A 6,007-nucleotide genomic window follows, 5' to 3' on the forward strand; every position below is an offset into this window, starting at 1 on the left:
TGGTGTCGACGCCTCCCTTTTCACTTCCCCCTTTCCGGGGTCGTCTCAGAATTCGGAGAAAATAGGTCGAGGCGGAGCTCAGAAAGAGAAAAAGTCGGTATCAGGGAGCTGGCGGTGGGATGAGATGGCCATCAAGGTCAAAGGGAAGCTCAAATGGCTTTACCGTGCAGTGGACGAGGATGGCGAGACCATCGATTTTCTTCTGTCGGTAAAGCGTGATCAGAAAGCGGCCATGAGGTTTTTGAAAAAGGCCGTTCGTCAGCATGGAGTACCGGAAAAGATCAACGCAGACAAATCAGGAGCAAACGCCTCTGGCCTCAAGGCTTTCAATCATGAGCATTCAACTGACATCGAGCTCCGGCAGGTGAAGTATCTAAATAACCTCATAGAGCAGGATCACAGGCGAGTGAGGCAAAGGACAAGGTCCATGCTCGGCTTCAAGACCTTCATGTCGGCAGCGAAAACCATCGCCGGCATTGAGATGATGGCCATGATCAAAAAAGGCCAGCTTGATATCCAGGGCTCCACTCCTTTCGAGCAGTTTTACGCCCTCGCAGGATAACTGCGTCCGGGGGGTGATGCCCTCAAAACCTCACTTCACCCTTTCAAATGTTTGCGACAGAGCCCTCTGGTGACCCTTCCGATCGGAGCCTATTACGTGGACGCACAATTTTTTCAGTCCAGGATCTGGGCTGTCGGGCTCATGGTAGCCGTACTATCCAGTGCACTGCCATATTCATTGGACATGATGGCTCTCAAACATTTGTCGGCCAAAACGTTCGGCATTCTAATGAGCCTGGAACCAGCGTTTGCTGCTCTGATGGGTCTCTTGTTTCTGCATGAGACATTGAACGTGCAGCAATCCCTGGCCATGGTATGCGTTATAGCAGCGTCCTTGGGTTGCACTTTGAGTTCCCCCGAGGCAAAGAGTCACGTACTCGACCCTGAAAATGGCTTCTAAATGGCTTGAATATAGATCATCCTGGGCCACTTTTTCGAGCTTCATGCGCATCAACCATGGGCGGTGGGGCAGGGGGAATTGGATCGGGCACCCTCGGCTCTGGCGTGGGAACCTGGGCCATAGGCACCGCTGCCGGTCAGGACGTTGCCGGCTGAAGGCAGGGTCAGGGTTCCGGTAGTGCCGTTGACGGTATCGGTGCTCAAAACATTACCGGCTGAGGGAAAATCGGGACCATAGGACGGGGTAAGGGCTGATCCCGGGTCACCATAGGTTCCGCTGCCGGTCAGGACATTGGCAGCTGAAGGCAGAGTCAGGGTGCCTGCGGAGCCATTGCCTCCTGTACCATAGGCTGTACCAATCAGGACCTTTCCAGGTTGTGTTGCGTTTGCAGAAGCTGAGCGAGGGGAAGCAAGGATTGGCGAACGATCTGAGGATTCTGTCCGACGTCCATTCCGCGTGAGCAAGGTGGGCAGGTGGCATGTGTTCGGGCTGAGTGGTATGGCGGCCAATGGCTCCGCAAACCCGAGGATGAATTGCGATACGCTTGCCTCCACTGAAAACTTCGAGGGCAAGAGTGGTAGCCTTGATATCAACGGTTTCACCAACGAATTTATGGGGAACACTGTAATAGTGCCGTTCAAACTCAACATGATAGTCAATGTTGACCTTTGCGATCTTTTCGGGGTGGTCGGAAATTAAATTCAGACTCGAAATTCCCTGAGCTCGGCTTTTGCCATTTTTACCAGAAACAATGCCCTTTGGTGTCAAAAAGCATGAGCCGGCCTCCCGAAGTTTCTGCAAGGATATCATGACCTCATCCAGCTGCAACAGAGCCCCTTATCTTCTTATTTTTTACATCTTGAGTCACTTCAAGCTCCTCAGTGACCAGAAATCGAGGGCTCTTCGGCAGACTGAGGGCCGGAACTATGGTACTGTCCGATCACGCTCACTTTGAAAATTTTCAACGACGATACATCGAAATTAAGAATTTTCACTTCCTGAAAAAGGTGGTTTAATGAAATTTCATCATTCTCTGTCATTAGCGGCTTTGCTTATGCAAAGTGGCTGCAGCATACAGGAACAATCGAAAGTTTCGGGATATGTTACATCGATTGACAACGAACGGTGGCAAAGCAGGATTGTCGATGTTTGCTTTACCCAGGATGACCCACGGTTTGAAACTGCGAAGGGCATAATTGTCGGAGGTTTGCAGACAGAATACGGCAAGGCTGGCTTCCAGTTCAATGTGCTTCAGAATTGCTCTGATGTCATCAAAATCAAAATTACGTTTGAGCCAGGATCGAACTCGAGAGCCGATTTTGTTGGATCAAATGATCCGACCGTATTTTTGGGAACCGATCATCCATGTCAAACTGCGAATTCAATTGCGGTGAGCTATCTATCATCGAATTGTCTACGGAATGTAGCAATCCATGAATTTGGCCATGTCCTGGGGTTTCATCATGAAATGAACCGTCGGGATAACTATGGCGAGTGCTCTCGGGATCAGACGGATGGTTATGGGGAACCGGAAACCATTCAAGTGGGTGACTATGATGCAGCTTCAGTCATGAGTTATTGCCACCTGGATCGAAAAAACAATTCCAATGAACTCATGAGCCTAAGCCAGGGAGATATCGGTGCGCTGGATGAAATGTATAGTGGAGTATTGGCTAATTTCAGCAAGTTGCCATATCCATTTCTTGCTCCTCGCAATTTTGCGAGGATTAACTTCGAGGTTAATGGAACAGGTGTGAAGGAATATCAAATCAAATTTGGCGAAGCCGATAGCATCGACTGCAATTCGCAAATTGGATATTCTGTTTTTCGTCCAATCTCTTATCAGGTTAGTGGTCAACAGCTTATAGACCAGTTTCTTGAGACCGATTCAGTCAACAGTGGCAGTGTCTATATGATTTGTCTGATAGGAAGGAATGAGAGTGGAACCCAGGCCTACAAAAACTATTCTTCCATTAGTGTAAAAATCCTTGATTGATCGCTGCTTAAGTCCGGGAGGGGTTCCTTTGCTCGCGTGTTTAGTTATGCAGCAGTCAATAGCTGATTTTGTCGAATACATAAGGTTCTTTCGACCACCTCATGAGTCTTTATCAATATGATACAGTACTAAGTGGTTCATCCGGAACGTCCTCTCACACCAGGAACAACGGCAATTCCTGGTTGCCTCCTTTGTCGATGACGTCGACGTCGTCCCCACTGGAATGGATGACGATCGCGATTCCAATAGCGGGTGGCAGACGCAACAGCTGCACAAATCTCATCCCAGGATTCGAAACGACGACCCTTCAATGCTAAGGAGCGTAATATTTTCCACCATGGTTCAAGGAGATTCAGATATGCCGCATATTTTGGCTGAAAGACGAATTCCCACCTGGGATGATCCAGCGAAAACAGCAGGACATCGGAAGCTCTGTGAGCCGAGAGATTATCAACGATAGCGTATACGTTCAGATAATGATCCGGAATCCAGACATCAACTTTTTCAAGAAAGTCGACCCACAGGACAGCACTGCGATGCTCATAAGGTTCGGTTAGAGTCTGACCGTTTATAGGCTGCAGAGCTCCGTATACATAACCGTTGTCCCGTCTTCCATAATCAATTTCCTGCCTAGCTCTTGTGCGAATGACTCATGACCTTCATCATCAAATGCAGGCAGAGCCTTAACCAGATCCTGTCCCTGATAGCTCCGGGCGGCCACAGGTCCCATCTCATCAAGGCAGACTATGATGCTGTTCGCCGGCGGCGATGTGTAGAGGCCTTCGATGATCCCCTTTTTTTAGCGAACTCAGGGTCCACTCTTTCACCGAACATAACTGCGTCCGGGGGGGTGATGCCCTCGAAACCATACTTCACCCTTTGAAAGTATTGCAACAGAGCCGAAATTTCTGCTGTCAAAAGCGTTTTCCTTTACTCAGTCATCTGTGAATTGGCGTTGTTGATTGGGAGGAAGTGAAACTCCGTTTCCGACATGCCACCCCTCAGATCTTCACTGGCGCGACTGTGGGGTCGGCTCAGATCGATATCAGGAATACCTTTCAAATAGCAGGCCTGCAATGGCTCCTCTCTTAGCCAAGTCTGGCCGGGAATCTATATCCCCGACCGGCGCGTGGCACTGCGACAAGAGCTCATAGACAGACTTGGTCGCATTTAGCCGATAGCAGAAAATGTACCCAAACCTCTTCTGAAGCAAGTTTTGCAATTCCAAGGGTATCGATGATTCCTTGCCAACGCAAACATTCTACAGCTGACAAAGATTTTAACAAACTGCTCACCATGAAAACGGTATTTTACATTTTCGATTTGCCGACCAATAAAAACGTTTAGAGGTTTATAAAGAATATGTAGATTGCGTTGCAGATGTCTATTGAAAGAGAAGCGCAAAAAAGCCCAATGATAAGGGTTACAAGCCATAAAAAATCAGGACCACGCCTCGCCATTGGTTGAATGTTTGTCGATATTTTGATCCTGTTTTACATCGTGGTATTTTAGCTTACTCACTCAACGCGAGAAAATTCCCGTTGGCACCAGTGTATACGCCCACAGAGATTCTGCTGTAAGGGTTTGAAGTCAAGAGGCGTTTGTTCATAGGTGTCGCATGGGTGTTAACCTTGCCTTATTCGCTGAGACCCTGCCCAGTAAGGTTATTCAGAAACTTGGTGGCCTTTTTAAAAACCGCAGAGCTGCTTTAGGGCCACAACCCGCCCGGCCACAATCCTGTTCAAGCAGAGGCTCACGAACTCCTGTAAGGCTTGAGGAGTGACTGTTGTTGCGGAAGTTGTGATGACTGAGTTGAAGAGGAAAGAAGCCGTGATCATGAAGAAACCAGGAGTCCTGCCTCCTAGTGTAGCCGCCATCCGGATGCCAAATGCCTGTGATCAAAAAGCTCAAAAAAGTCACCTTGATATTGGTGCTGGGCGCCTCGTCGCGAACCACGATGTTGGCCCAGGAAAAGTATCCACTGTTGGTCGGAGCCGGCGCACAGGAGCCATTGTTTCCTGCGATTCGAACGTGACAGCGAGTCATGGGTGGTGGTGACTATTTGCACACCGGCTATGAATCGAAAGCCCGGCCATTTCAAAAGTCGCGTTGCACAGCGCCAACGGCGATGCCCTACATTGAGCCGATTACTTACAACGATTGGATTTTGAAAAACGCGACAAATGATTTGGAAAAGTATCCTTATTGCTTGTCCAACTGATGGAGTGAACTGTATGAAAAGATTTGAGATTGGTGTTCTGTCCTGGCTTTTGGTGGGCGGTATCGTGGGATGCGATTCGCGTAGCAGTGATTCAAATCTGGCGGCTTCCGCCCGTGGCCCCCGGATCTTCTATGTCGACAGTGTAGGAGGATCGGATGTGCCTTCCGAGACATCGCCTGAAACGCCCTGGCAGTCGCTGAATAAAATCAACGCCATGAAGCTTCTGCCTGGTGATGTGGTCCGGCTTAAACGCGGTTCAGTCTGGGATATGGGACTGGTTGTGAAGGATTCGGGCACCCTTGAAGCTCCGATTACCATCGAAGCTTATGGTGATGAAAATAAGCCCGTGCAGGAGATGAAGTCTCCTGTTATTGAGAACCCTGGCGCAGGACGCTGGGGGGCCGCAGTCGAACTGAAGGGCAGTTACATTATTGTTGAGGGTCTTTTGCTCCGCAATGCCAACGCTCGTGGTGTCATGATTGACGAGGGCGCGGATCATAATATCGTCCGCCACAACGAAATCACCAATGTCGGCATCGGGGTTCAGGTCTTCGGGAAATTCAACCTCGTTACGAGGAACTTCGTCCACGACCTCCATATGATTGTGAACGACCAAAGGGATCCGAATAAGCCCAAGAGTGGAGCCAATGATTTTGGTGCCAACTGCTTCTGGCTCGAGAACACTGATAATGAACTATCATACAATCGTGGAGAAAACTGCGTCGCTCCAAGTTTTGACTATGGCAGGGATGGCGGTTTCGTGGAACTCTTCGGCGTCACTGATCGTTCCCATATTCATCATAATTACGCGAAAAACACTGACGGCTTT

5 protein-coding genes and 3 pseudogenes are annotated in these 6,007 nt (G+C 49.1%); 5 read left to right on the forward strand and 3 right to left on the reverse strand.

The window, feature by feature from the left end; all coding sequences use genetic code 11:
• Positions 1–562, forward strand: a 562-nt coding sequence (locus tag VE954_RS03930) for an IS6 family transposase (protein WP_324949879.1), incomplete at its 5' end; no start/stop codon positions are given.
• 69 nt (positions 563–631) lie between these two features.
• A complete protein-coding gene (locus VE954_RS03935) occupies positions 632–961 on the forward strand; it encodes an EamA family transporter (protein ID WP_324949881.1) in 330 nt (109 codons plus the stop codon).
• 50 nt (positions 962–1,011) lie between these two features.
• Here the strand turns inward: VE954_RS03935 and VE954_RS03940 are convergent, their stop codons facing one another.
• Together VE954_RS03940 and VE954_RS44090 are read right to left on the reverse strand one after the other, a co-directional pair.
• A complete protein-coding gene (locus tag VE954_RS03940) occupies positions 1,012–1,515 on the reverse strand; it encodes a hypothetical protein (protein ID WP_324949883.1) in 504 nt (167 codons plus the stop codon).
• Between the two features lie 19 nt (positions 1,516–1,534).
• A pseudogene (locus VE954_RS44090) lies at positions 1,535–1,771 on the reverse strand (Mu transposase domain-containing protein); the annotation flags it as partial.
• 205 nt (positions 1,772–1,976) lie between these two features.
• Here VE954_RS44090 and VE954_RS03945 point away from each other — a divergent pair.
• Entirely contained in the window at positions 1,977–2,957 is a 981-nt protein-coding gene (locus VE954_RS03945; RefSeq protein WP_324949885.1) for a hypothetical protein, read from the forward strand.
• A gap of 335 nt (positions 2,958–3,292) precedes the next feature.
• Here VE954_RS03945 and VE954_RS43695 read toward each other — a convergent pair.
• Positions 3,293–3,604 (reverse strand): annotated as a pseudogene (locus VE954_RS43695) (transposase); the annotation flags it as partial.
• Between the two features lie 1,241 nt (positions 3,605–4,845).
• Here VE954_RS43695 and VE954_RS03950 point away from each other — a divergent pair.
• Positions 4,846–4,992 (forward strand): hypothetical protein, encoded by a 147-nt coding sequence (locus VE954_RS03950; RefSeq protein ID WP_324949887.1) that lies wholly within the window; start codon positions 4,846–4,848, stop codon positions 4,990–4,992.
• A gap of 199 nt (positions 4,993–5,191) precedes the next feature.
• Positions 5,192–6,007, forward strand: a pseudogene (locus tag VE954_RS03955) (chondroitinase-B domain-containing protein); the annotation flags it as partial.

Source organism: Oligoflexus sp. (assembly GCF_035638955.1).
GTDB lineage: Bacteria > Bdellovibrionota_B > Oligoflexia > Oligoflexales > Oligoflexaceae > Oligoflexus.

Bases quoted from the DNA above. Each gene is read 5' to 3' on its own strand.
- VE954_RS03950 (WP_324949887.1), top strand. From the start codon at position 4,846: ATGCCTGTGATCAAAAAGCTCAAAAAAGTCACCTTGATATTGGTGCTG.
- VE954_RS03945 (WP_324949885.1), top strand. From the start codon at position 1,977: ATGAAATTTCATCATTCTCTGTCATTAGCGGCTTTGCTTATGCAAAGT.